Consider the following 24426-nt stretch of genomic DNA (forward strand, 5'->3'; position numbering starts at 1 on the left):
ACGTTGACGGGAAGCGGGTACGTGGAGCACGTGAAAACGAACACAGCCGAGCGCATCCTCGAAGCCACCTACCAGTGCATGGCGCGCAAGGGTTCGGGAAGCGTCTCAACCAGAGACATTGCACAGGAAGCTGGCGTGACGCTCAGCCTCATCCATTATCACTTCCCGAGCAAGGAAGCCCTGCTGGTCACCGCCGCCGCGCAAATCATCCAGCGTCACTTGCACGGCTTTTTGCTTACGCTGCAGCCCGAACAGTCGGTGACGGAGCGGCTGAAGCAGGTCATTGCCTTCGTCCGAAGTCGATTTGAAACCGAGGACAGCACCTGGAGAAAGGTCTACTTTGACCTGCTGGCCATGGCTGCATGGTCGCCTCGGATTGCGGATGAGGTAAAAAAACTTCAGGACCAAATTGTCGACCTCATCGTCGCCGGCATCCCGGCCGACAACATGTCCGGCAACGACCTGGCTGGCGGCGCCCGCATGTTTCTCGCCGCACTCAACGGGCTCGCCCTGCAAGCGCTGCACGGTACCTCCCGTGAGGAATTGGACCACGCATACACGTTTCTCGAGCGGGCCATCCTCTCGCAGTTCCGGCCGCCGCGCCGCGATTGATTGTGAAGAAGTCCATTGACACACACGCCGACACACCCGGTGTGTCCAAAAAGGAGCGATTCCCATGGCAGCGGAGTTTCGGTTGCAACCCCCCACCTTTCAATCCGTCGAGGAAGAACGGCTTCATCGGAAACAGCGATTGGCTGCCGCCTTCCGCCTGTTTTCCAAGTTTGGGTTCGACGAGGGCGTCGCAGGCCACATCACCGCACGCGATCCGGAGCGGCCTGACCACTTCTGGGTCAATCCATTTGGCATGCACTTCGGTCAAATCCGGGTGTCCGACCTGATTTTGGTGAACCACAACGGCGATGTGGTGGAGGGCGACCGCCCGGTCAACCGCGCCGCCTTCGCAATCCATTCGCAGGTGCACAAAGCCCGCCCCGACGTGGTCGCCGCAGCGCACGCGCATTCGGTCTACGGCAAGAGCTGGTCAACCCTGGGCCGGCTGCTGGACCCCATCACCCAGGACGCCTGCGCCTTTTATAACGATCACGCCGTGTTCGACGACTACACCGGCGTCGTACACGAACTGGAGGAGGGCCGCCGCATCGGCGAGGCCCTCGGCAAACGGAAAGCGGTCATCCTGCGAAACCACGGGCTGCTGACGGTCGGCGGTACCGTGGACGAAGCCGCATGGTGGTTTATCACCATGGAGCGCTCCTGCCAGGCCCAACTCTTGGCGGAAGCGGTCGGAAAGCCGACGCTCATCGAACCTGAGTACGCACTGCGCACATCGCGCTATGTCGGTTCATCCATCTCAGGCTGGTTCCAATTTCAGCCCCTGTGGGACCGTATCGTCAAAGAACAACCGGATTTGCTGGAATAGAGCTGCTGGAATCGACCTGCCGGAACCGCCCCCGTCTCGGTCAGAAGGCCTGCCATCCGGAGATGACAGGCCTTTTGTACACCTGAAAAGAGAGTGCTTAAGAGACGGTTGAGAAGGCGATGTGGGTGAGTCAATACGGTTTCGCCGCGCGCATCACGCCGTTGTGGACGGCGTCAGAATCACGAGTTCCTGATGCACAGGGTCCAACGTCATCGCCAGGTGGTTGTCCACGAAGAATCGCAAGCCGAAGAGCCCAGCGTCGGAAAAGTCGGGATCGACAATGCAGGGCACGTTGTGAAACGTCTTCCCGCCAAGGTACAGGGTGCATTCCGACTGATAGGCGTTGGCCGTACCGCCTACGCCCCCGATTTGGATGCTTCCGAGATTGGGTAAGCCGAGCTGCCGCGCCACCTCACCGTTAAACGTCAATTCAAAGGCACCTGTATCCATGACCATGCCCGGCACTTGTGTACCGTTCACCGTGAGCGTGAAGTAAAATGCATCGTTCTGAACCTGACCATGAATCACCGCGAGGTTCGCATACGTCGCCATGCTGCATCCACCTTCCTGCAAAAAATTTGGAACGATGCATGCTATGCGCGACGAAAGAAGGTGGACAGGGCATTCTCCCCGCTTGCTACCACGAACCACGGTTGTCCGTGGTCGGATGATGGACATTGGGTGTCAGCACCAGAAAGACACCCAAGTGCTGGATGCAGGCGCGCGGTTGCGCGGCCTAGGGGCTGAGAGAGGGGCATGACGAGGGAGCACTTTATTTCGTGGCTTGAGTCGCCTCCGTGACGCGCGGGGTGAAATCCATGTGTGTGCATGGTGTTTCCCCGCATTTAGCTAAAGGATAGTTCACGCCTTCGATTTGTTTGAATCCCGTACGAAACACATACAACTGCGCGTGAACAGGGACAACTCGACGGCAAACTAGACACCACGCTGCTTGGGTATGCAAAATGTGCCCCCCTACCCTCGACCACAAAACGTTTTTGTCTGTTGTATACAATGTTACTATTTTCAACCCGGACTTCCCGGGACTTTTGTCACTTTCGGGATAGGTCTTTTGTCCTTTTTTCTTTCGTGGATTCGTCAGGGAATATGCCGTACGGGTAGATCCCATCGGCGGTGATGTGATACACCGTCGTCATAATGCGATGCGCTTCCGAGGATGGGCGCAGCTGCTTTTCGGCTTGACTCCACGCCAGCGGACTCTCCAGCGGCCTGAACCTGTAGTCTTCCATACTTTGCATTCACCCTGCTCTCACTCAAACACAAGAGGAAATTCACGATGGATTTTATCATGTCGACGCAGATTTTGTTGGCCATTTCGACATAATGCGACGAAAAGTTCATATTTTCGAAAGCATGCAATAGGACGTATGGCGTGCCGGACGGCACGCCATACGCTGTCTTCCCTATTGGATGATGTCGGAACGAGAATTGGAACAATGAATCAATGGACCGATGATGACTGGCCCTGCGCGATCCGCTCCAGGTTTTCGCGATCCGGTTTATGGAAGAAGAACACCGCGACAACCGCCGACAGCGCCAAGATAAACAGCAGCCAGAACGCGTTGGTGTACTGTCCCGTCGAGTTGACCACCCACCCCGTGATGACCGGCGCTGCAAATCCAGCGATGGCGAAGAAGGTGTCCATGACGCCCAGCGCTGTACCGGTCCGTTCTTTCGCGATGTCGACGTTCACCGCGTAGAAGGTGGAGTTCGAACTCATCGCAAACCCTACGGCCAGCGAAATGAAGATGAGCGCGACCGTCAGGTTATGCGTATAGATGACCGGCAAAATGCACACGGCCGCGAGCAGCATCGTGATCCAAATGGGATGTGAACGAGCGAGCCGCAGCCGACCGGTGCGCCTGAGAATCGCATCGGACACATAGCCAAGCAGCCACAGCAAAACAGCCGCCAGCAGCCAGGGCAGGATGCCAAACAGACCGACGGTCGCCAGCTTGAGGTGATACTGCTGCTGGAGATAACTCGGCAGCCAGGTCATAAAGAAGAACAGATAGTACCCAAACACGAAAAAGGCCCAGTCGTTCGCTAACAGCGTGGGGCTGGTCAGCAAGTACTTCCACAGCCCCGTGACCTGCGGCCGATGCGAAATGGTGCTTTGTTGGGCTGCTGAGTCAAGATTGCCATCGTGAATGTGCCGGAGCTCAGCTTCATTTACGTGTGCACTTTGTTCCGGACGGTTGCGGAAGAATCCGTACCAGAAAGGCACCCAAATGAGCCCGACAATCCCCAGCACGATAAACATGCCGCGCCAGGACAAGTGGATGATGAGCTGCGTTGCAACAGGAGCCCCAATCGCCAGCGCCAACGGTACAGAAACGAGGGAGTTGGAAAGCGCGATGGCTCGTTCATCCTTGGACAGCCATTCCGCAACGGCCCGGTTCATTGCCGGGAAGTTCGGCCCCTCCGCAATACCGAGCAAGATGCGCATGAGATAAATCATCACAAACCCAACGGCGACCCCCGTGAGGCCGATGGACAACGTCCACAGCAGAGAGGAAATCGTCAGGACTGTTCGCGCGCCGGTGTGATCGACCCAAATCCCGCCGAAAAAGGTCGTGATCATGTAACCGATCGCGAACGCGCCAAGAATCATCCCAGACTGCGCATCGTTGAGATGAAATACGGACGATATGTCGGAAATGGCATAGGAAATGGCTGACCGGTCGACGTAGTTGATGATGGTGATGATGAAAAGCAGGAGTACAATGACCCAGCGAAATCTCGTGGCCTTCAATGTTCGTCCCTCCTTGATGCTCTCGCAGTCATTTGTGGAAGTTTCGGAGATTCTTGATTGAAGTAGTACCACCACTGATTGCACATGCATGACCGCCCTGCTGGCTTCTCAACACGTTTTCTCGCCCGCTTTACCTCGGTCCCTCCCTCACTTCAGTTTTGATGCCCCTTGTGCCTCCCTCCGTTGACAGGTTGGGAAACTCCCCCATTTATGATAACGCATTCAGGAACATTCACAGCGGCAGAATGAGAAACTGATTGTGCCGGTTTTACAAATTATGCTTCACCCGCAAAGGACTTGAGCCAATTTAGGCGTTTCACCCCACAACGATTTTATATATTACCCACGTAAATCTGTTGAATGGTCTATACAAATGAACGAGAAATGTTTTCTTGTTCACCTTCATTTTTACAAATGGATGTTTCTGGGGACACTTTTATTGACCAGGCGGGAATACGGCGCATTGCCCTCTCTCCGCCCGAATTTATACATATGTCCCGAAGAGGAGAAAGTACAGCAAGTCGCGCCAAGAACTAGATGTAGGGCTTTTAACCCGAATTATTGTTCAACGTAATATTCTACGTAACTCTGTGCGTAACCTGGTGCGGTGTTGCTGGCTGTTTTCCGCAACCTAAAAAATGCAGAAAAACACGACGCTCCGATAGACTACGTTCTTTGCGTGTCCTGTTATTCCTATAAACGTGTAATGAATCGAGATGTAATAGCGTCTTACTTGTCGACAGGGAGGTGAACGTGCTGTACAACTTTGAAACAGTGCAAGATTGGTTTCGTGACTATGGGGATGACGTTTATCACTTTCTCCTCCATTACGTGGGCAAAAGGGACGCGGAAGATTTGACACAAGAGACCTTTGTGAAGGCACTGAGGAAGATTCACACCTATCGAGCTGAGGGAACACCGAAGGTGTGGCTCCTCCAGATCGCCCGCCGCACTGCAATTGATTATGCGAGGAAGCACAGATATGACAAATACACGATGCCCCAAGATAAACTTGAAGTCGTTGAGTCGAACGATATAACGCCTGAACAAATCGCAGAACGAAATCATGATGCACACTTGCTCAAATCCATCTTAAACCAGATGAGCCCGAAATATCGGAGCGTTTTAGTTCTTCGGGGGTTGCAGGAATTGTCTGCACAGGAAACGGCAACAATTCTAGGTTGCTCTCCAAATAGTGTACGAGTTACCTATCACCGTGCGCTGAAAGTTGCGGATAAGATGCTCCAATCACTTACAGGGGGAGGGAATGCTAGTGTACGAAAGAATAACCAATATGCTAAAGAACAGTGAAAGAGCTACCTTATCTGCACAAGCCAGGGCTCGAATTCAGGCCTCTCTGGAACGGGAAATGCGGACTTTAACTCGGCATCCAAAGAGACGGCGGAGCATACTACCGAACCTGACAGCTGGAGTAGCGGCGGTGATTATACTTGGTGCATTGGCCGGATATGGCTACCAATCGATGCACCATGAACATCCCGAGGTCAGTAAATCGACCGGCGCGGGTTTTGGTCAACCACCGACATCGGTTTATCCATTTGTCTTGCCGCAACCCCAATGGGTGTTACCCGGATACACCATGACACAACCGACAGCACACGAAGGAACCGGGAATCCGTTTATTGTTTTCTACGAGCAAAACGGGCCTAAAAATGTATATAAAATCAGTGAATCGCCAGCGCCAAACAATGCGCTACCAAGAGGAGCCGGACCTGTTTCACTATTCGTACCATACCACGACTCTACAGATACGATATCTCAATTTCAGTATAACGGAGTTACGGTAGGAAAGTTCGAGGATATCCAGTTGCCCCGCATGTTGGAATACCAATTTATTTGCCACAATGTATGGTTCGATATATCAACACAGGGAGGTTCACAACAGGATGACATGAAATTAATTGACTCCTTGATCCATCACGTGTATACGAAGCCGCTGAGCCAAATTCCTGTAGAAAAACCTCGTACTTGATGGCCAATGGGAGGCAGTGGCCTCCCATTGGCTTTCCTGGCTTTAGCCGATTAGTATTTGGTGAACGTTGCCTCCATCCAGTACGTAGTTCCGTCTAGTGTAGTATATGTCCATTCTCCGAAGCACGAGTAATTCGGACTGCTGATAAACTCATACTGGACATACGTAATATCCCATCCACCGTGAGACCACGTGTAGTACCATATCCCTCCTTCACTCTGGGTAAGTTGCAAGTCTTTCGATAGTGCCAACCAAGTATTGGGGCCAACAATGCCGTCAGCAGTTAAACCTTTGAGTTTTTGATAACACTCAATGCCCCTTTGCGTGTCTGGACCATAAATCCCATCCAATCCACTTCCGCCAATGGAGCAACCATATGCTTGAACCATTTCTTGAACGGCCATAACTATCGCGCCCGATGTTACATACCCGGTTCCGATGTACGGACCATTATTTTGCCACACAATGCTCGCATTGAAGTCGCCGTTATAAGAACTGCACATTGCGTCTGCCATGATTGTCATCTCCTTAAGAACATTGGCTCGGCCTTGTTCTCTTTCGCCAAGCCTTACGCATTATATGTCCTGAAACGTTCAGCGAAGCGGCATAATACACGTATTTCCTTAAATGGGTATGTACCCCTGAGAACTATTCTCTCTCCTAGATACGTTGCCCTTGAGTGGCATTACTGTGTCGCTCGTACAAGTGAATATTCATACAGAAATCGCCGCAAGGGCTTGTTTAGTTCTTCGAGAGAGTTCAGAGATACTGACGCCTTCCTGATACATCCTTCTAACTTCCATTTTCTCACTCCCAGTCATCGTGGCACCTCCCACAACGATGTGAACAGTGCCGTAAATTCGACAAAGGGCGGGGAATTCATCCCGATGATTTTGGGGAATATGAATCCGTTATTTTTGGGGAATCACAATCCGCTGTTATTGGGATTTTACATCCGATGTTGACAACATGGGCTCGGCAACGCTGCCAGGTCGCACCGACCAGTGTCGTTTCAATGGCTGACCGCAGTCCCTCGCGTGCATCGCTGAACGCCAACTTCACACTCTTGAGCCCATGTGCGACGAGGCTACTGAGGAATCCCTGCCCGAACAGACCGTCTTCACTGGTACCGATGTCAAAGGCGAGCACCTCACGCTCACCGGTAGCTTTCACGCCGATAGCAGTAGCGTACGCCATGCTCTGGACTCGTCCTCCTTCTCGTACTTTCGGGAAGGTTGCATTCAGCTAGACGTAAGAGAATTCACCTTCGAGAGGGCTGTTCCTGAACGCCTGAACTACATGGTCGAGCTCCTTGCAGATACGTGAGACCTCGCTCTTGCTGATTCCATCCAGCCCAGCGACTCCACCAGTTCGTCGACTTTGCGGGTGCTCACGCCATGTAAATAGGCTTCTTGAACGACATTCAATAAAGCCCTCTCAGCTCGTTTGCGGGGCTCCAGCAAGCTGGGGAAATAGCTTACATTGCGAATGTTAGGGATGTTCAGTTTGACGGTGTGAACTCTGGTACCCCACTCCCTTGGGCGATACCCATTGCGGTAGTTGTGACGCTCTGTGTTTCGCTCAAAGTGCTCAGCGCCGACTAAGTGACTAACTTCTACATCCATCACTGCTTCAGCTAGGACCTTCAGTCTCTGTCGGAGGAAATCCGCATTCCCATCGTCAAGACCGATCTTGCAAATCATCTCCAAATTGGGCATGAAAAAAGCACCACGCAGGGTGCTGATACGCGTATTGTTTTAGAATTACAGAGGTCACTTGTTTTCTTCAAACCATTCCGGTTTGAGGGTTTGAATCCTTTCGCGCAATGCTCTGATCAAAGGGCCGGAAGTCGGGAAACTGGTGAGCTTCCTTTCATACATGTATCTCCAATTCACGAACGCGCTTCCTGCGTCTTTCAAGAAACTGCTCAAATCGAGTTTTGTTCCAGGTACTCGTTGCACCATGTCTTGAACGAGTGGATCTGTCGCAACAAACTGGTTATATAACTTCTCAATCTCTACACGATTTTCTTTGCTAAGCTGACCGAACAATGTGTCCCATTTATGGGACCGTGGAGCTGGTCTCCCGTGATCAAGCATAAATAGACATTTCAAATACACCTCAATCGTAAATGAGGCGACCGTGACGAATGGTGACACATAAGTTGCAATGTCGTTTGTCTGACCTAATTTCGCAACAATTGCAGCTGTCGCTGCATCAAAACCAGTCGCGGTCTTAAAAACATCCTGAGCGTCATATCTCATCACCCATCCCCCCCAAACTCAAATTGCCGCCGCTTTTCGGACCCGTGAAATAGCTTGGAATGTCAAAAGAATGTCAAATGCGTACATCGAAAAGAAAACGCTCTGTTCGTCTGTATTGCGGTTTTCCGAACATTGCGGTAGGATGAATGCGAACAAACGTTCGAGGTGAGACGCTGTGAACATTCATCATATCCGTGAAGCCCATTTCCGGAGTGGAGTCGTTTGTCCTCGCTGCGGCAGTAAATCGACGAAGCGTGACGGTAAGATGGTCGGGACAGGCCGGCAACGTTATTTCTGCAAGGCATGTGGTCGAACCTTCAGTGACTTGACGGGAACCCCACTATCATATACCAAGAAATCGGCAGAAATGTGGGATGAAATGGCTCGGTGCATGCGAGAAGGCAAGTCGTTACGAGCCACGGCCGAAGAACTCAACATCGCCGTCTCGACCGCTTTTGCATGGCGTCATAAAATCCTGGCCTCGTTGCGGGAACACACCGACGAGGACTCCGAACTGGATGGCATCGTCGAGGCCGACGAGACATTCTTTCGCCGTTCGTACAAAGGCAGTCACTTCAAGGACAAATTGAATCCTGATGCCCGCAAGAGGGATTTTGAACAACGATTCGGACGTAAACCTCGCAAGCACGGTAAAGGCGCATATAACCAGGGCGTCCATAAACGTGGACGGAGCAAGGATCAAGTGCCGGTGCTTGTACTTCGGGACCGTACGGCTCGTACCGTTTCGCTCGTTCTGGAGCGAGTGGATGCACAGACCTTACGTCAGGAAATGATACCGGTCTTGGGTACTGATGTAGTGCTCTGCACCGACGCTTTGCCCGCCTTCAAGAAAGTTTGCAAGGACGCCGCCATCGAACATGTTGCTCTGAATGCGAAAGCCGGTGTGCGAAGCAGAGGTGTGTACCACATCCAGAACGTCAACGCCTATCACGGTCGCCTCAAGGACTGGATGGTACGGTTCAAGGGCGTGGCGACAAAGTACCTCGCCAACTACATGACCTGGTTTGAGTACCTGGACACGACCCGAGCGATCACATCCGGCGTTTGGGAAAGGAGATTCCTAGCGATGGCCTGCATAGATACGAAGAAAATCCACCGCAAGATGGTCTATACAAGTGAATGTGCGATTTGCCACCAACCGATTCGTACAACAGACGAAGCGGCAACTCTCATCTGTGTCTCACATGAGACAGGCGAACGGAAACCGGATCGACTCTGCCACACGGCGTGTTACGACGCCTTGATCGCCGAAACCCATGCTTCACAAGCAATCAGTTGATTGCTATGGAATAGCAACAGTTGTTAAGAACAGAGCGAAAGAAAAACCCCTGCCGCAGCAGGGGTTCTCGGTGTTTCAGCTTACATCATATCCATGCCGCCCATGCCGCCGGGCATTGCGGGGGCCTTTTCCTTCTCCGGCTTGTCAGCAACGACAGCTTCGGTGGTCAGGAACATGCTCGCCACGCTGGCTGCGTTCTGCAGCGCGCTACGCGTGACTTTGGCCGGGTCTACGATACCCGCCTCAATCATGTCGACCCACTCACCGGTGGCTGCATTGTAACCAATACCGACCTTTTCCTTCTTCAGGCGTTCCACAATCACAGAGCCTTCCACGCCCGCGTTGTCGGCAATCTGACGCACAGGCGCCTCGAGGGCCTTGCGAACCAGGTTGACCCCTGTGGCTTCGTCGCCCGTTGCAGACACCTTATCCAGTGCAGCGAGGGCGTTGACCAACGCGGTACCGCCGCCAGCCACAATGCCTTCTTCCACACCAGCGCGCGTCGCGTTCAAGGCGTCTTCGATGCGCAGTTTCTTTTCCTTCAGCTCGGTTTCGGTCGCGGCACCAACCTTGATGACCGCTACGCCGCCGGCCAGTTTCGCCAAGCGCTCCTGCAGTTTCTCACGGTCGAAGTCGGACGTGGTGTCTTCGATTTGCGCCTTAATCTGCTTGATGCGCGCTTCGATTTCCGCCTTGTCGCCGAATCCATCGACAATGATGGTGTTTTCCTTGCTGACGCGCACCTGACGTGCACGGCCCAGTTGTTCAAGGGTGGTGTTCTTCAGTTCCAGCCCCAGCTCTTCGCTGATGGTCTGGCCGCCCGTCAAAATACCGATGTCCTGGAGCATGGCCTTGCGGCGGTCACCGAAGCCAGGTGCCTTCACGGCGACAGCGGTGAAGGTTCCGCGCAGCTTGTTCACGACCAAGGTCGCCAGTGCTTCGCCTTCGACATCTTCCGCCACAATCAGGAGCGGACGGCCGGACTGCACGACGCGTTCCAGCACCGGCAGCACTTCCTGGATGTTGCCGATTTTCTTGTCGGTGATGAGAATGTAAGGCTCGTCGAGCACGGCTTCCATCTTGTCGGTATCCGTCACCATGTAGGGCGAGATGTAGCCGCGGTCAAACTGCATACCTTCCACGACTTCGAGTTCGGTCACGAAGCCCTTGGACTCTTCAACCGTGATGACCCCGTCCTTGCCAACCTTCTCGAAGGCGTCTGCGATGAGGACGCCGATTTCATCGTCGCCAGCGGAAATGGCTGCGACCTGCGCGATGTTCGCACGGCCTTCAACCGGCTTCGCGATGCGCTTGATTTCCTCCACAGCCGCGTTGACAGCCTTCTCAATGCCTTTGCGCAGCACCATCGGGTTGGCGCCAGCCGCAACGTTCTTCAGGCCTTCGCGAACCATTGCCTGTGCCAAAACGGTCGCCGTCGTGGTCCCGTCGCCAGCGACGTCGTTGGTCTTTGTCGCGACTTCCTTCACCAACTGTGCACCCATGTTCTCGAACGTGTCTTCGAGTTCAATTTCCTTTGCGATGGTTACGCCGTCATTGGTGATGAGCGGTGAACCGAATTTCTTTTCCAGCACCACATTGCGGCCCTTCGGTCCCAATGTCACTTTTACGGCGTCAGCCAATGCGTCGACACCGCGCAGCATTGCACGACGCGCGTCTTCGCCAAACTTAATGTCCTTTGCCATGTGTGTGTCCCTCCTTAACGTGTATGTACCTTACTTTTCTACGATGGCCAGAATGTCGCTCTCGCGCAGGACCAGTACTTCCTCGTTGTCCACCTTGACTTCGGTGCCAGCATACTTGGAGTAAATCACGCGATCGCCGACCTTGACATCCAGTTCAACACGCTTGCCGTCTTCGTAACGGCCCGGACCCACCGCGATGATTTCACCTTCCTGTGGCTTTTCCTTCGCCGTATCCGGCAGTACAATGCCACTGGCGGTCTTTTCTTCGCGGTCTACCGGACGTACCACGACGCGATCAGCGAGTGGTTTCAGCATGTGTGAATACCCTCCTTGGACAGTTCAATATCAGCACCCCTGTTAGCACTCATTTCAATCGAGTGCTAACGCCACCACCTATGATAGACGCTCGCCGATTGGTTTGCAAGGACGCATCAAAAGATTTTTCTCCCCTGCCTGACCCACAACTGCCTGACCCGCAAGTCACTTCGCAAATTCCTGTTGAACAGACTGTCTGGCTTTTCTCCGTTCAACCAGCTTGGACAAACCAATGCTGATTTCGTACAGCAGCACCATGGGCAGGGTCACACTTAAATGGGAGATGAGTTCCGGAGGGCTGATGAGCACCCCAATCACCACGATGACCAGGTAGGCATAGCGGCGGATCCGACTTAGAAATCGCGGTGTCACCAACCCGATGCGGGTGAGGAAGACGACCACCACCGGCAGTTCGAAGATAAAGCCGAACGGCAGGCAGATGGTTGAGAGAAACGAAAAATAGTTTTCTGCGCGCAAGTTCACGGTAAACTGTTTGGCGCTCAGGTACAGCAGGAAGTGGAGCACCCTCGGAAACACGATAAACCAGGCGAAACATACGCCGGCCACGAACAGCGCCAGCGTGACCGGCAGCAGGCGCACGGTGTACCGGCGTTCCAGAGGGGTGAGCCCTGGGCGTACAAACAGCCAGATTTGGTAGAGGGCAAACGGTAAGGTCAAGCCGGTTGCGACGATGCCGCCGACCGAAAAATAAACGGTCACAACCTCACCGGGGGAAATGACCATCAACTGATAGCCAGCCTCATGCAAAGGAGAGACAAGGTAATCAAAGATGTGGGACACAAACCCGAAACAAGCCATCAGCAAGATGACGAAAACGATGAGAATATAAATGATGCGCCTGCGCAGTTCGGACAAGTGGTCTATGAAGGTCAACGCCCATCGTCCTCCTGCTGGAGAGGTGATCTGAGAATCGCCAAGGCCAAGAACTGGTCAGCCTTCGGCTGCCCCTTCGAACGTATGGCCGTGATGGAATCCTGCCCAACTTACTCGGCCTGGGATGGACGCGTTTCCTCTGGCGTGCCTTCCTGAAGCACGATGGGCTCAACCGTCGCGGCCGCGGTGCCAGAAGACGCGGTTCCGGGAGACGGAGACGACGGATCGTTCGAATGTCCGCGGACAGCGCCCGCCACATCGTCCGTCATTTCCTTCGTCGCATTGCGAAATTCCCGCAGCGACCTCCCAAATGCCTTTCCGATTTCCGGCAGTTTACTCGGGCCAAACACGAGCAAAAGCGCGATTAAGATGAGAACGAGGCCAGACCATCCAATGTTTCCCAACATCTCCGTCGCCTCCACGCATGTCGTTCAATCAATCCGATGCAGACCAACCGAGAATGTCATCTGCCAATTCAGTGAGTTCTGCACCATGATACACCCGCCGTCCCAGTGCGGCAACCCGCTGCAGCGCATCGTCCAGCCGTTCACCGCAATAGACCGCGCGCAGATTCGCCAAATGTTCAGACTGGAGCCAGTCCACATCCGCTGGCCGTCGAACCACAGCCACCTTCGGCCAGTCGCTCTTCTTCCATCCTTCCGCCGCCAACACGTCGGGCGCATCGCCCACCTGCGTCATCCACGCCAACATCCCCCGCGCCAGGTCATCCAGGTTCTGGGTGCCCGGATGGCGCACCATGCGCAGCAGGGACTGCCCCCCGCCCGCGACCAGCGTGGCCGCGGCACCCGATTGTGCATAGCGCACCGTGTCCGATCCCGGCTTTTCCCAGTCATCCACCGGCGCAGCCGGCACACCCAGCGCATGGCCTGCCTGCACAGCCGCATCCACGTGCCCATCGTGCTTGAGCACCGCCACGCGCAGTCCGCGCGCCGCCCAGTGAGCCACCAGCCCCTGCAGCAGCGTGGTCTTGCCCGCATCCTGTCGCCCGACGATGCAGCAGCAGATGGGCGGCCGGACCGCGCCCTCGCGCACGGGTTCACCAGGCTTGCGCATGCCCTCCCGTGCGCCGTTCCGCATGCCTTCGCGCGCCGTTTCAGTCATTCAGCCACCCACCTGCGCCCAGCCGCGCGATGTCGTCCTTGCTCCAGCGAAGGCCCGCCAACACGCGGGGCAGCAGCAAATCAAAGGAGGTGACCTTGTCGTAAATCACCGCACCCGGCAGCCCGAAGATGGCCGTCTCGCCCCGGTACGCCAGCATCAGCATCGATCCCGGCAGCATCGGCGTGCCGTAGGTAATGACCTCTGCGGCCGAATGGCGGATCGCGGCTGGCGAGCGATCATCGGGATCGACCGACATCCCCCCGGTCACACACACCAGCGTCGCGCCGTCGGCGCAAGCGGCCTCGATGGCTGCGACGATGTCCGGCAGGTCGTCGCCGGGGAACGCCTGACTGATGACCTCCACCCCGAAGGCGTTAAACTTTTCGCGCAGGGCCGGCCCGGCCTTGTCGGTGATGCGCCCGGACTTGATTTCGCTCCCCGTCGTCACCAGCGCCACCCGGTGCGGCTGGTACGGCACAACGTCGATCACCGGCCGCGGCGCTTCCGCCGCAATCTGCTCCACACGCTCGACTTTGTCTTTCGTGACGACCAGCGGAATCGGCCGGACCCCCGCCACCGACATCCCGGCCTTCACCGCACTGTCGGGCTGCCGCGTGGCGATGGAGATGTCGTCGATGCGATTCATTTGAAACAGCCGATCGCGATCGACCCACAACACCCCGTCCGCCTTGGCCTTGAGAATCACCTTGCCTTCGTGGACATCCGACATCGAGACGCCTTGTCCGGCCACAGCGTGGGCCATCCGCAGGGCGCCGTCGTTCTCATGGAGCTCGTCCGGCCCAATCTCCAAGACGTAGATGTGCCGCTTGCCGATGTCCAGCAGCAGCGGAATATCCGCCTCTGTGATGATGTGTCCTTTCGCAAACGCGCGGCCTTTGAATTCCCCTGGCACAATCCGCGTCATATCATGCGCAAGCGTCATCCCGATGGCTTGTTCCACGGGTACTTCCCTTGCTTTCATCACCGCTCACCTCCCGGGCCAAGAGGCCCACTCTACCTGTCCAGGTTCTGATTCAGTGCGCTGTCGGTTGTCGTCGGACCGCAGCCCTCCGCTTCCACCCAGGCCAGCCATGCCTGGTAGTCGCCGGGTGTATGCACAGGCTTCGTCCACCACACTGGCCAGCCCTGTGCGTCGGCGTCGATGCGCAGGACCGCAAGCGTTTCCAGGACCGGCAAAATTCGAAATTCGCCCGCTTGGGCCGCCTGGCGAAGCACACACCCAACGCCCAGCCTGTAGCAGCCGAGGAGCGGCTGCAATCGCCCGTCCCGCACTACACAGGCCGCATCCGCCGCGCCGCTCGCGTTCGGACTCGCCATACCGTCCGGACTCGCCTCCGTATCTGCAGCGAGCAGCGCCTGGCGGCAAGCCTCCAGCACCGCGGGCTGGAGCCCGGGCAGATCCGCCGCGATCACGAACACCACCGCATCCTCTGCGCCGCCGCCAAGGTCCTGCGGCCTCGGCCAGGCCCGCCCAAGCGCCTGCAACGGGCCCTGGTAGGCGACCGCATCGCGCACAACGCGCACGCGCCGCCCGCTGGCTGCCGCCGCTTGCGCAGGCGACGCAAGGTCCGCCACCCATGACCCCGCCTCCTGCGCCGCGATGACCCACACCTCATCCGCGACGGTCTCGGCCACCTCCACGACGCGGCGGGCGATGGGCTTGTCCGAGCTGCGGCACCACGGCAGCTGCAGCTTGTCCTGCCCCATCCGGCGGCTCGCCCCGCCCGCCAGCACTAGCGCGACGGACGGCATCGAACCACCCCCGCCTCGGTGACCACGTCATGAACGCGGACGTCGTGCGCCGCGCTCGGCAAATCGTCTGCGAGCAGCAAGTTCCATGCCACACCGACGCGTACCGCATGGGTATTCACATCCGCGAACCAGCGGTCGAAGTACCCCCCGCCGTAGCCGAGCCGAACGCCGTCACGGCTGAAGGCGACCCCCGGGACAATCACGATGTCGATTTCCTCCCCCGGCACCGCCGCGTCCTCGGCTGCGACCGGCTCCAAAATCCCGAAAGGCCCGGGCTCAAACGCTTTCGTATCGCTTGGATTCGCCTTGAAAAACGTGAGCGTCCGCTCAGCCTTGTTGGTCTTCGGGTAGACGACCGTCCACCCCTTTTGCGCAACAGCAGAAAGCGCCTCTGCGACGTCCGGCTCTCCCCGATGTGCCACGTATCCGGCCACAGTGGGCGGTGCAGCCGCGCGACCAGCCAATTCCGTCAGAAAGTCGGTCAAGTGCCTAGCCAGCGCCCGGTTCCACGCCTTGCGCTGATCCGTCGTCACAGCCTCCCGCAGCCGCAGGTAGTGTTGGCGAAGTGCCCGTTTGTCCTGTGCCATCGCGCCTCATTCCTTCCTGCGCACGTTCAATCCCCCTTAACCCGCCGATACAAGCCGCACTGCACAAACGCGTACGGCGCGCCCAGGGTACACCACAGGCTGACCAACAGCGCCCGAACGACCAGCCACCCCGTATCCGCTGGCCACTGTATCACCCATTGTAACGCAATCAGCCCCGCCATGCCGATCACGGCTGTACACACCCGCCGCCACCACGCGGGTGAAATGTCACTGCCCACGTAACGTTCCTCCAACAAGATTCCGATGGCGCCCCCCAGCATCCACCCCGCATACTGCGCGTCCATCGGCCCGCGGTGGACCAGCAGGAGCAGAACCAGCAGCACGAGGGCGACCGTCGCCCGCACGGAAAACGGGTAGCTGCGGTAGGTCCACCACTTGCCCACACTCCAGCCGACGAGCGAAAACACCGTGCCCAGCGCCAGCCCGAGCAGCACGTCGGTCGGCCAGTGCAGGCCTTCGTACACCCGGGACAACCCCATCAACAAGGCCAGGACAAAGGCGCCCAGCCAAGCCCACTTCTTTCCGCGCCGCAAAGCCGCCGCCAGCGCGCCAAAAAACGTCAACGCCTCCTGGGTGTGCCCGCTTGGAAGCGAGTAACTGGGCCCCGTGAGCACGTCCACCGATCGGATACCAGGGATGCCCGTCGGCCGCACGACGCTGAGCGTCACCTTCAGCCAGTTGTTCACGTACATCGAACTGAGCAGCACGTAGCCAAGGCGCATGCCGAATTTGCGGTGGATGGACCAGAATACAATGGGAAGCACCAGCAAATAAGTGCCTTCAATGCCCAGCCACGCGAACCAATGTGCCACGCGGTCCAGCCACGGCGTTTCGAACTGCTGCAGCCAGACGATGAACTTGTACTGCCAGACATACCCTGCTGGCATCGGGAAATCCGGACCGCTCATACAAGGGAACCTCCTGTCTGCTACACTAGTGAACAGCATCCATCCTGCAAGGATACAAGTCTCGCTTCATTCGTCATGTTCGTTCTATGAATCTTTGCGGACGACCTCATCCGTGTCTGATTGAGTGTATGACAGATAGGGGACTGGCTATGATTCTTCTTCAGGCGAATCGGATCGCCAAGCAATTCGAGGGCCACGACGTGCTGCTTGATGCTAACCTCATCGTCCAGGACGGCGAGCGAGTCGCGCTCGTCGGAGCCAATGGGGCAGGCAAATCGACGTTCCTGCGCATTATCATCGGCGAAGAAACACCCGACAGTGGTGCAGTCAGCCTGGCCAAAGGCGCCAGCCTGGGGTATGTGTCGCAGTTTCTCGACACGGCCCCCGATACCACGGTGTACGGGTTTATGGAGCAGGCATTCACCCAGATTTTCGAGATGGAACGGGAACTGCGGCGCCTCGAACGGGAAATGGCGACGCCTTCGGTGTACGAGGACGAAGCACGCTTTGCGGCGGTGTCATCCACCTATGACCGGCTTGTGCAAACGTTTGAAGAAGCGGGCGGCTACGCGGTCGAGGCGCGCATCCGGCGTGTGCTCGCCGGGCTCCGCTTTCCCCAAGAGATGCACACACAGCCGGTGGCAAGCCTCAGCGGCGGGCAGAAAACGCGGCTGTCACTCGCCCGCCTGCTGGCGGGGGCGCCAAGCCTGTTGGTGCTGGACGAACCGACCAACTACCTGGACGTGGAGACCCTCGGCTGGCTCGAAGATGAGTTGAAGACTTACCCAGGCGCGGTACTGGTGGTGTCGCACGACCGGTACTTCCTAGATCAGGTCGCGAGCGTCGTGTACGAACTGGAGGACGGAAAGACCACGCGTTACCCCGGAAACTACACGGACTACGTGGAGGCTTCAGCGGAACGGCTGGCGATGGAAACCGCTCGCTTCGAGGCACAGCAAAAGGAAATCGCGCGCATCGAGCAGTTCGTCCAAAAGAACATCGTGCGCGCGTCCACCACCAAGCGCGCGCAGAGCCGCCGCAAATGGCTGGCGCGGATGGAGCGGCTCGATGCGCCCAAGACCACCAATGCCCGGCTCGCGCTCTCGTTCCAGTGCGCACGTCCATCGGGAAAGGATGTGCTGCAGGTTCACGATGTCGTCGTCGGGTACCCCGACAAGCCCCTGGCCGGGCCCATCAACCTGCAGGTGGCCCGCGGACAGCGCGTCGCGATTGTGGGGCCAAACGGGATCGGCAAAACGACCCTGCTGCGCACGCTGCTGGGACGGCACGCGGCACTGGTGGGATCGATTCGCTGGGGCAGCCATGTGCAAATCGGTTACTACGACCAGGAGCAAGCTGACCTGGATGAGGAAAAGACCGTCCTGTCGCAGATTTGGGACGCATTCCCGCGCCTCGACCAAACCACCGTGCGCACTGCACTCGGCCGCTTTCTGTTTCGCGGCAGTGACGTGGAAAAACCGGTCGCGGGACTGTCGGGCGGTGAGCGCAGCCGGCTGGCGCTGTGCCGCTTGATGCTCCAGCAGGCGAACGTGCTGCTGTTTGACGAACCGACCAACCACCTCGACCTGCCAGCGAAAGAGGTGCTCGAAGACGCGCTGCAGGACTACGACGGGACGATTTTGTTTGTGTCCCACGACCGCTATTTTATTGACGCCATCGCAACCGACGTGCTGGTCATCGAACCGCAGGGCTGCCGCCTGTATCTGGGGAACTACACGGATTACCAGTGGAAACGCAAGCAGGAGGAAGCCGAAGCCGCACGGCTCGAAAGCGCGGGGCTGGACAGCCCTGCGACGGGCACGGACGGCCGGAATGCGAGCGGTGCCGATCGAGCTGACAGAGCTGACAGAGCTGACAGCGGTGCCAATGAAGCCGGCGGGACCATACGGGTTGACGGAGCGCACCCAACCGCCGCGGGGCCGGACATCAACGCCCGCACGTCTGCGCCGGTGCGCTCGGCAGATGTCCGCAAACTGCGTGACAAGGTGGCGAAGCTGGAATCGGAAATTGCCGAGTCGGAGGCACGCAAGGAATCCCTCGAGAAAGCCCTCCTGGATGCAGGCATGGCGCAGGATTTTGTACGCGCCGCACAACTCCAGGAAGCGTTGGAACAAGTCATGGAGTCCTATACGGCGCTGATGGAAGACTGGGAGACGGCCGCGGCACAGCTGGAGGAATTGGAACAGCGGATGTAGCCGAGAGCCGAGCGGCAGCCGGGGCTCGGCTCTCGGCTGGGTATTGGACTGGCACTGGGGCTGGCACTGGACCCGGAAACGACTGACCCAATGTGTCGAAAATTGTCCAACATCCTCGAATGAAAGCATAGACGAGCTCACTTGATTATTATATCCTTCTAGTATCTTATTTTGTGGAAACCTGCCCTGCGCAGGCCGTTTACAACACTTAGGAGGTATTGCGTTGGCCCGACGATCCGTGCTGCTCTCGACCAGTGGCCTGCTCGCGGCAGTGATCGTTGCATCTGTCGCCTTGACTTTTCACTCAACCCACACCGATGCGGCGCTCGCCGACGCTTCGAATGTGACCAACGCGACACAGATGGCGACCGTGGCCCCGTCCAACAGCGTGTCTTCCAACACCACTGGGGCTTCCTCCAGCAATGCCACTGGGTCGACCACAAATGCATCGGGATCGACCACACAGAAACCGGCGTCGTCCAGTGCGACTCCATCCAAGCCCAAAGTGGTCAACTGGACCAAACCGACGGGCGGACCCTACCCCGTGCTGCATAAGGGGGAATCGGTGTGGATCGACGTCTCGATTGGCAAACAGCGTCTGTATGTCAAGTCTGGCAACAAGACACTGTATACGATGATTGTTTCTTCCGGAATTCAATCCGACCCGAGTCGCCGCACCCCTTTAGGAGTTTTTCACATCCAGGCAGAACGCGGAACCTGGTTTTACGCGCCTCGCTTTCAGGAAGGCGCAGAATACTGGGTTTCTTTTCTGAATCACGGTGAGTACCTGTTTCATTCGGTTCCAATGAACGCGAACAAACAGGTCCTCACGGCCGACGCAAAGCGGCTTGGGCAACAGGACTCCCACGGCTGTATCCATCTCAGCATTCCAGACGCCAAATGGTTCTACTACCATATTCCAGAGGGAACGAAGGTTGTCATTCAGGCGTAGAAGAGAGAACATTTTCAGGGCCGTCGCCAAGGGCGTGATCAACCCTTGTGGGGCGGCCTCATTTTGTCTTTACGCGGCAAGACGCGAGGGCTCACCTTATGCCTAATGCCCCGCCGCGCCCAGCCCAGCCCGCGACGTTAAGGAACCTTTGATGCCTAATGCCCAACCGCACCCAGCCCAGCCCGCGGCGTTAGGGAACCTTTGATGCCTAATGCCCCGCCGCGCCAAGCCCAGCCGCTGGCGTTAAGGAACCTTTGATGCCCAATGCCCCGCCGCGCCCAGCCCATCCGCCGGTGTTAAGGAACCTTTGATGCCTAATGCCCTGCCGCGCCCAGCCCATCCGCCGGTGTTAAGGAACCTTTGATGCCTAATGCCCTGCCGGGCCCAGCCCATCCGCCGGCGTTAAGGAACCTTTGCTGCCTAATGCCCAACCGCACCCAGCCCAGCCCGCGGCGTTAGGGAACCTTTGCTGCCTAATGCCCAACCGCACCCAGCCCATCCGCCGGCGTTAAGGAACCTTTGATGCCTAATGCCCAACCGCACCCAGCCCAGCCGCCGGCGTTAGGGAACCTTTGATGCCTAATGCCCAACCGCACCCAGCCCAGCCGCCGGCGTTAGGGAACCTTTGATGCCTAATGCCCCGCCGCGCCCAGCCCATCCGCCGGCGTTAGGGAACCTTTGCTGCCCAATGCCCCGCCGGGCCAAGCCCATCCCGCGGCAATAAGGAACCTTTGATGCCTAATGCCCTGCCGGGCCAAGCCCATCGCCGGCGTTAAGGAACCTTTGATTCCTAATGCCTCACCGGGCCCAGCCCTTTTTCATTCGCGTAAGCCCCATTCGACCCCGTCCGAGGGGAAGTGCATTGTGGACAGTTTTTATCGACAGCTGTGGAAATTTGTCGAAACCCGCGTGTTATCAACGATTTTCCTGTGGATAAGCCTGTGGATAGTGTGGATATCCAATGTGGATATCGCTTGATGGAATCGCCTTTACATCCACCCGCGCCCTTCCCATACCGGCGCCTCCACGGTACTCGCGCCCTTCCATACCGGCGCCGCCACGGCACCCGTGCACCTGCCATTCCTGCGCCTCCACGGCACCCCGCGCCCTTGCCATGCCTGCACCTGCCACACCCGTACCTCTATCGCATCCACGCCCCGACCACGTCGTCACGCCCCGACTGGGCCTGCCTCCCCTACCTCACTCCTATCTCGCCGCCGGTGAAACTTTCCTGCCACACGTTGAGCGGCAGCGTCGCGTAGGCGTTCAAGGATAAATCATGGGCTCGTCCAGCCGCAGCGTAAAAGTATGCCGCTGCGCCGATCATCGCGGCGTTGTCTGTGCATAACTGGATGGGCGGAAAATGCACGTGAAATCCGTCCTCTTTCGCGCGTCGCTGCAACGCCTGGCGAAGTCCGCGGTTCGCGGCGACGCCGCCTGCAACCACGACGGTGGACAATCCCGTATGTCGGACCGCCCGCGCCGTCTTATCCACAAGCACCTCGACGACGGCCGCCTGAAAACTCGCGCACACATCGGCAGCGACGATTTCCTCACCCCGCTGACGGCGTTTCGCCAGTTCATTGTGAACGGCCGACTTCAGGCCGCTGTAGCTGAAATCAAAGCTGTCCTCCTCCAGGAGCGATCGCGGAAACGCATACGCCGTCGGATCGCCCTCCGCCGCCAGTGCGTCCACGCGCGGGCCCCCTGGGTAGGGCAGCCCCAACAAGCGCGCGACCTTGTCATACGCCTCCCCCGCCGCGTCGTCCTTGGTCCCGCCCAGCTTCCGAAAGGTCAGCGGCGGTTCGACCGCCAACAGCTCCGTGTGCCCTCCAGACACCACCAGCGCCAAGAGCGGCGGCGCCAGGTCCGTCTCCACAAACGATGCCGCCACGTGGCCTGCGATGTGATGCACGCCGATGAGCGGCAGGCCCGTGGCCAGTGCATAGCCCTTCGCGGCGGATACCCCCACCAGCAGCGCCCCGAGCAGCCCCGGTCCACAAGTCACCGCGATGGCATCGATGTTGGACCACGTCAGACCTGCCTTCGCGAACGTGGCCGACACCACAGCGGTGACCGATTCAACATGGCGGCGCGATGCCACCTCTGGCACCACACCGCCAAATTGTGCGTGAATCTCCATCTGGGACGCAATGGTCTCGGCCACCACACGGCGGCCGTCTGCCACGATGGCTGCCGCCGTTTCATCACAACTGGTTTCAATCGCAAGGATGTTCATGGTCGACTCCTTCAAGGATGTGCATCGCTGACGCTTTCACAATTGGCTCGCCAAAACATGGACGCCTGCATGGCTGACTCCTGATTGCCGCAAACCGACAAACGTTTACAGCAGCGACTGCGCAGACGGCAAGGTGTCCGCCGGCGGCAGGTCTGCCCACATGATAATCGCGTCTTCGCGGTTGTCTGTATAGTATCCTTTGCGGATCCCGGCCGCCGTAAATCCGAGTTTCCGGTACAGGTTCTGTGCCACGCTGTTGGTGACCCGGACTTCCAGCGTCATGCGGCTGCCGCCGTGCGCCGCGCAAATCGCCATCAGCGCGCGCAGCAGCGTCTCGCCGAGATGCATGCCGCGATAATCGGGATCGACCGCGATGTTCGTGACGTGCCCCTCATCCACGATAATCCAGACCCCGGCGTAGCCTACAATGCGACCATCGTCTTCCGCCACAATGTACCGCGCAAACTGGTTGTCGAGCAGTTCCGTCATGAACGCCTGCCGTGACCAAGGCGCCGTGAATGAGCGCCGCTCCACGACCAGCACGCTGTCCACGTCCCGCAGGGTCATGCGCCGAAGTTTGATTTCCGCTTCGTTTTGATCAACGTCTGCCCGTGTCATTGCCACGTGCCTCGCCCCTCTCGGCCAACTTCGCTTCCGCCTCCACCGGCAACGCGTAATCCGGCGAAACGGCGTGGATGTCATCGCCCGCATACACGACCGCTTGCCCACCATCTGCCAACCGCAGCAGCGCCGGCCCCATGCCCGCGGCGACGTCACACAGCGCAAGCGCCACATCCGCAGCGGCGCGCCACGCCGATGCCGTTTGCGCAAGACTTGGCTGCTGGTTGAAATCATGTACGAGAAAGCGAACCTGCGGCGTCCCGTACGCTTCCGCCTGTAACCCGTGTGACGTGCGCGCGCTGCCACCTGACGTCCCGTCTTCGCTGCCACGCCATGCCGCCAGCCAGTCGTCAATCGGCCGCACCTGCACAGGCGTCTCGACCTGCCAGGCCAGACGCTCGGCGCCCGCCAAGGTGTACGCCGCCCCAAAGGCCCGTGCGCGGCGGGCGTAGAGCAGCGGCATCACACGCACCGGCCCATCGCCACGCTGGGGAACCGCCGCTTCCGCCATGGCCAGCAGCGTCGACACGGTATACAGGGGGATCCCGAGCGTCACCGCCATCGCCTTCGCCGTGCTGACGGCCATGCGCACGCCCGTGTACGATCCCGGCCCGATGCCGACGCAGATGCCGGTCAGCTCTTCCGGCCCAAGCCCCGCTGCCCGCAACAGCTGCTGCACGGTCGGCTGCAACAGCCGTGAATGCCCGCGCGGCACGCGCACCGCCGCACTGGCAATCGCTGTACCGCCGGCCCCCACCGCGGCCACCAAGGTCTCGGTTGCCGTGTCCATGGCTAGAACAGCCATTGTTTCACCCACTCATCGAGCAATGCAAAGCTGCCCGGTCCCTTCGCGCGGCACAGAAAGTCGCGTTCATCGAGGCGCGGCATCGGCGCTCGTTCGATTCGGACAAACAGCGCATCCTGCACATCGTCAGCAATCGCTTCCGGCCACTCAATCAGCACAGCCGCCTCGCCTTCCAGATAATCTTCCAGCCCGGTCTGCCACACGGCCTCGGCATCGGCGCCCAAGCGATATAAATCAGCGTGGACGAGCGGGATGCGTCCGGTGTACTCCGCCACCAGCGTGAAGGTTGGGCTGGTGACCTCACCGATGACCCCCAGTCCTTCTGCCACCCCTTGGGTGAACGTCGTCTTGCCAGCGCCGAGTTCCCCGGACAGCAGGACGACGTGGCCAGGCTGCAGCAGCCGCCCGAGCGCCGCACCCAGTTTCCTCGTCTGCGCGCTTGAATGCGTCGAGATGGATATCGACTTGTCGTCTACCATTGTCTACCCCCGCAACCGAA

23 protein-coding genes and 2 pseudogenes are annotated in these 24426 nt (G+C 58.1%); 7 read left to right on the forward strand and 18 right to left on the reverse strand.

Annotated features, from left to right (window positions below; translation table 11 throughout):
- The first annotated feature begins 21 nt into the window (after window positions 1-21).
- Both JI721_RS04090 and JI721_RS04095 read left to right on the forward strand, forming a co-directional pair.
- Window positions 22-612: a TetR/AcrR family transcriptional regulator gene (locus JI721_RS04090; protein WP_274456800.1), complete on the forward strand. Its 591-nt coding sequence runs from the start codon at window positions 22-24 to the stop codon at window positions 610-612.
- Window positions 613-676: 64 nt separating this feature from the next.
- Window positions 677-1438 carry a class II aldolase/adducin family protein gene (locus JI721_RS04095; protein ID WP_274456801.1) on the forward strand — a complete coding sequence of 254 codons (762 nt, stop codon included), beginning with the start codon at window positions 677-679 and terminating at the stop codon, window positions 1436-1438.
- A gap of 153 nt (window positions 1439-1591) precedes the next feature.
- Here JI721_RS04095 and JI721_RS04100 read toward each other — a convergent pair whose 3' ends face one another.
- Window positions 1592-1990, reverse strand: a complete 399-nt coding sequence (locus JI721_RS04100; protein ID WP_274456802.1) for a retropepsin-like aspartic protease — start codon at window positions 1988-1990, stop codon at window positions 1592-1594.
- A 910-nt stretch (window positions 1991-2900) separates the two neighbouring features.
- On the reverse strand, window positions 2901-4214 hold the full coding sequence (locus JI721_RS04105; RefSeq protein ID WP_274456803.1) for an MFS transporter: 1314 nt from the start codon (window positions 4212-4214) through the stop codon (window positions 2901-2903).
- A gap of 753 nt (window positions 4215-4967) precedes the next feature.
- On the opposite strand from JI721_RS04105, the gene JI721_RS04110 reads away from it, so the two are divergent.
- Both JI721_RS04110 and JI721_RS04115 read left to right on the forward strand, forming a co-directional pair.
- Entirely contained in the window at window positions 4968-5525 is a 558-nt protein-coding gene (locus JI721_RS04110; RefSeq protein ID WP_274456804.1) for an RNA polymerase sigma factor, read from the forward strand.
- Window positions 5488-6207 carry a hypothetical protein gene (locus tag JI721_RS04115; protein WP_274456805.1) on the forward strand — a complete coding sequence of 240 codons (720 nt, stop codon included), beginning with the start codon at window positions 5488-5490 and terminating at the stop codon, window positions 6205-6207. Before JI721_RS04110 ends, JI721_RS04115 begins: the two co-directional genes overlap by 38 nt.
- A gap of 50 nt (window positions 6208-6257) precedes the next feature.
- Here the strand turns inward: JI721_RS04115 and JI721_RS04120 are convergent, their stop codons facing one another.
- The 3 genes and pseudogenes from JI721_RS04120 to JI721_RS04130 all read right to left on the reverse strand — a co-directional run bounded on the left by JI721_RS04120 (window position 6258) and on the right by JI721_RS04130 (window position 8471).
- Complete coding sequence (locus JI721_RS04120; protein WP_274456806.1) at window positions 6258-6722, reverse strand: peptidoglycan-binding domain-containing protein; 465 nt, start codon at window positions 6720-6722, stop codon at window positions 6258-6260.
- A 364-nt stretch (window positions 6723-7086) separates the two neighbouring features.
- Window positions 7087-7925: pseudogene (locus JI721_RS04125) on the reverse strand (IS256 family transposase).
- 54 nt (window positions 7926-7979) lie between these two features.
- Entirely contained in the window at window positions 7980-8471 is a 492-nt protein-coding gene (locus JI721_RS04130; RefSeq protein ID WP_274456807.1) for a hypothetical protein, read from the reverse strand.
- A gap of 175 nt (window positions 8472-8646) precedes the next feature.
- Here JI721_RS04130 and JI721_RS04135 point away from each other — a divergent pair, with 175 nt between their 5' ends.
- A complete protein-coding gene (locus JI721_RS04135) occupies window positions 8647-9771 on the forward strand; it encodes an IS1595 family transposase (protein WP_274456808.1) in 1125 nt (374 codons plus the stop codon).
- Window positions 9772-9851: 80 nt separating this feature from the next.
- Here JI721_RS04135 and groL read toward each other — a convergent pair whose 3' ends face one another.
- From groL to JI721_RS04180, 9 genes and pseudogenes are all read right to left on the reverse strand, one after another.
- Entirely contained in the window at window positions 9852-11474 is a 1623-nt protein-coding gene (gene groL / locus JI721_RS04140) for a chaperonin GroEL (RefSeq protein WP_274456809.1), read from the reverse strand.
- Between the two features lie 30 nt (window positions 11475-11504).
- On the reverse strand, window positions 11505-11789 hold the full coding sequence (gene groES / locus JI721_RS04145; protein ID WP_274456810.1) for a co-chaperone GroES: 285 nt from the start codon (window positions 11787-11789) through the stop codon (window positions 11505-11507).
- Between the two features lie 165 nt (window positions 11790-11954).
- A complete protein-coding gene (tatC, locus tag JI721_RS04150) occupies window positions 11955-12683 on the reverse strand; it encodes a twin-arginine translocase subunit TatC (protein WP_274456811.1) in 729 nt (242 codons plus the stop codon).
- Between the two features lie 257 nt (window positions 12684-12940).
- Window positions 12941-13090, reverse strand: a pseudogene (gene tatA / locus JI721_RS04155) (twin-arginine translocase TatA/TatE family subunit); the annotation flags it as partial.
- 28 nt (window positions 13091-13118) lie between these two features.
- Window positions 13119-13805 (reverse strand): molybdopterin-guanine dinucleotide biosynthesis protein B, encoded by a 687-nt coding sequence (locus tag JI721_RS04160; protein WP_274456812.1) that lies wholly within the window; start codon window positions 13803-13805, stop codon window positions 13119-13121.
- Entirely contained in the window at window positions 13798-14787 is a 990-nt protein-coding gene (locus JI721_RS04165) for a molybdopterin-binding protein (RefSeq protein WP_274456813.1), read from the reverse strand. The genes JI721_RS04160 and JI721_RS04165 overlap by 8 nt, the downstream gene beginning before the upstream one ends.
- Window positions 14788-14819: 32 nt before the next feature.
- On the reverse strand, window positions 14820-15578 hold the full coding sequence (gene mobA, locus JI721_RS04170) for a molybdenum cofactor guanylyltransferase (protein WP_274456814.1): 759 nt from the start codon (window positions 15576-15578) through the stop codon (window positions 14820-14822).
- Window positions 15560-16165 (reverse strand): 5-formyltetrahydrofolate cyclo-ligase, encoded by a 606-nt coding sequence (locus tag JI721_RS04175; protein ID WP_274456815.1) that lies wholly within the window; start codon window positions 16163-16165, stop codon window positions 15560-15562. The genes mobA and JI721_RS04175 overlap by 19 nt, the downstream gene beginning before the upstream one ends.
- Window positions 16166-16191: 26 nt before the next feature.
- Complete coding sequence (locus JI721_RS04180) at window positions 16192-17094, reverse strand: phosphatase PAP2 family protein (protein WP_274456816.1); 903 nt, start codon at window positions 17092-17094, stop codon at window positions 16192-16194.
- 149 nt (window positions 17095-17243) lie between these two features.
- Between JI721_RS04180 and JI721_RS04185 the strand changes: the two genes are divergently transcribed.
- On the forward strand, window positions 17244-19310 hold the full coding sequence (locus JI721_RS04185; protein ID WP_274456817.1) for an ABC-F family ATP-binding cassette domain-containing protein: 2067 nt from the start codon (window positions 17244-17246) through the stop codon (window positions 19308-19310).
- A gap of 223 nt (window positions 19311-19533) precedes the next feature.
- Window positions 19534-20262 carry a L,D-transpeptidase gene (locus tag JI721_RS04190; protein WP_274456818.1) on the forward strand — a complete coding sequence of 243 codons (729 nt, stop codon included), beginning with the start codon at window positions 19534-19536 and terminating at the stop codon, window positions 20260-20262.
- Between the two features lie 1195 nt (window positions 20263-21457).
- On the opposite strand, the gene tsaD is transcribed toward JI721_RS04190, so the two are convergent.
- The 4 genes from tsaD to tsaE all read right to left on the reverse strand — a co-directional run bounded on the left by tsaD (window position 21458) and on the right by tsaE (window position 24406).
- Entirely contained in the window at window positions 21458-22501 is a 1044-nt protein-coding gene (tsaD, locus tag JI721_RS04195) for a tRNA (adenosine(37)-N6)-threonylcarbamoyltransferase complex transferase subunit TsaD (protein WP_274456819.1), read from the reverse strand.
- A 105-nt stretch (window positions 22502-22606) separates the two neighbouring features.
- Complete coding sequence (rimI, locus tag JI721_RS04200) at window positions 22607-23119, reverse strand: ribosomal protein S18-alanine N-acetyltransferase (RefSeq protein WP_274457656.1); 513 nt, start codon at window positions 23117-23119, stop codon at window positions 22607-22609.
- Window positions 23100-23927 (reverse strand): tRNA (adenosine(37)-N6)-threonylcarbamoyltransferase complex dimerization subunit type 1 TsaB, encoded by an 828-nt coding sequence (gene tsaB, locus JI721_RS04205; protein WP_274456820.1) that lies wholly within the window; start codon window positions 23925-23927, stop codon window positions 23100-23102. Before tsaB ends, rimI begins: the two co-directional genes overlap by 20 nt.
- Entirely contained in the window at window positions 23915-24406 is a 492-nt protein-coding gene (tsaE, locus tag JI721_RS04210; RefSeq protein ID WP_274456821.1) for a tRNA (adenosine(37)-N6)-threonylcarbamoyltransferase complex ATPase subunit type 1 TsaE, read from the reverse strand. Before tsaE ends, tsaB begins: the two co-directional genes overlap by 13 nt.
- Window positions 24407-24426: the final 20 nt, after the last annotated feature.

This window comes from Alicyclobacillus cycloheptanicus (assembly GCF_028751525.1).
Classification (GTDB): Bacteria; Bacillota; Bacilli; order Alicyclobacillales; family Alicyclobacillaceae; genus Alicyclobacillus_L; species Alicyclobacillus_L cycloheptanicus.